At 62.3% G+C, this 1,367-nt stretch carries 1 protein-coding gene; it reads left to right on the forward strand.

Features of this window, described 5'->3' with window-relative positions:
- A partial coding sequence (locus QSK10_RS34155) for a phage tail family protein (protein WP_285667722.1) occupies positions 1 to 1,367 on the forward strand: 1,367 nt, incomplete at both ends.

Raw genomic sequence — 1,367 nt, forward strand, 5'->3', positions numbered from 1 at the left:
GATGCGAAGTTCTCTGAGGGTGAGAAGGTCGCGCGTGAGGGGTTCACCGCCGAGCACAAGCGGCGGATGGACGCCTACAAGGACAAGAGGTATTCGGGGTTCACGGGGAAGCTGAAGTGGGTCAAGGACAAGTTCGCAGGGCTGCCCGAGGAGGCCAACCAGATCTTCGTCGAGGCCCGCAAGGGCTATGTGACCGCGATGCAGGGCGTGATCTCCGGTGTGGCCGACCTGATCGGCACCGAGCTCGGTAGAGCCAAGCAGCGCATCGCGAAGGGCCGTGAGGACCTGCAGCTGGAGGTCCAGAAGCTGCCCAAGGACCTTCAGGCCATCGGGAAGCAGGCCGCCGGGGACTTCACGGGCAAGTTCGATGAGCTCACCGAGCAGGTCAACTCCAAGCAGAACGAGCTCGTCGATACCCTCGCCACCAAGTACAACGACGCGTTGAAGGCCGTGGATGAGGAGATCGCGGCCGAGAAGGAGAAGAACAAGGGCCTGATCGCCAAGGCCATGGACGCCGTCGCGGGTGTCATCAAGACGATCATCGAGCTGAAGAACATGCTCATGAACGTCCTCGCCCGTGCCGTGCAGGCGGTGATGGCGATCATCAAGGACCCCATCGGGTTCCTGGGCAACCTGATCTCGGCCATCGGTTCTGGTTTGAAGTCGTTCATCGCCAACATCGCAGGGCACCTGAAGAAGGGCCTGATCGGGTGGCTGCTGGGGACCGCGTCGGGTGCGGGTTTGCAGTTGCCGGCGAAGTTCGACCTGCAGGGCATCCTCGGGATGATCGCCTCCATGCTCGGCCTCACCTGGGCGGCCATCAGAGGCCGGATCGTGTCCAAGGGTGTTCCCGAGCAGGCCATGGTCGCCGTGGAGGCATCGGTCCCGATCGCGCAGAAACTCGCCTCGGGTGGAGTGGCAGGCATCTGGGAGGACATCAAGGAACAGGTCGGTGACCTCAAGGAGAACCTCCTCGGCAAGATCACCGAATACCTGGTCCCCACCGTCCTCGTCGCCGGTATCACCTGGATCATCTCCCTACTCAACCCCGCAAGTGCGTTCATCAAGGCGTGTAAGGCGATCATCGACATCGTCACGTTCATCTTCACCCGCGGCGCCCAGATCATGGAGTTCGTCAACTCCGTCCTCGACGCCATCATCGCCATCGCCAAAGGCGGCTCAGGCGGAGTCGGCGCCCTGATCGAGAACGCCCTGGCGAAGAGCATCCCGGTCCTCATCGGGTTCCTCGCCGCACTCCTCGGGGTCGGCGGGATCGCCGACAAGGTCAAGAAGTTCTTCCAGGCACTCTCCAAACCCGTCATGAAAGCCGTCGACTGGGTCGTCGGCAAAATCGTCGGCTTCGGCAA

The sequence above is a fragment of the Actinorhabdospora filicis genome (genome assembly GCF_030269765.1).
Classification (GTDB): Bacteria; Actinomycetota; Actinomycetes; order Mycobacteriales; family Micromonosporaceae; genus Actinorhabdospora; species Actinorhabdospora filicis.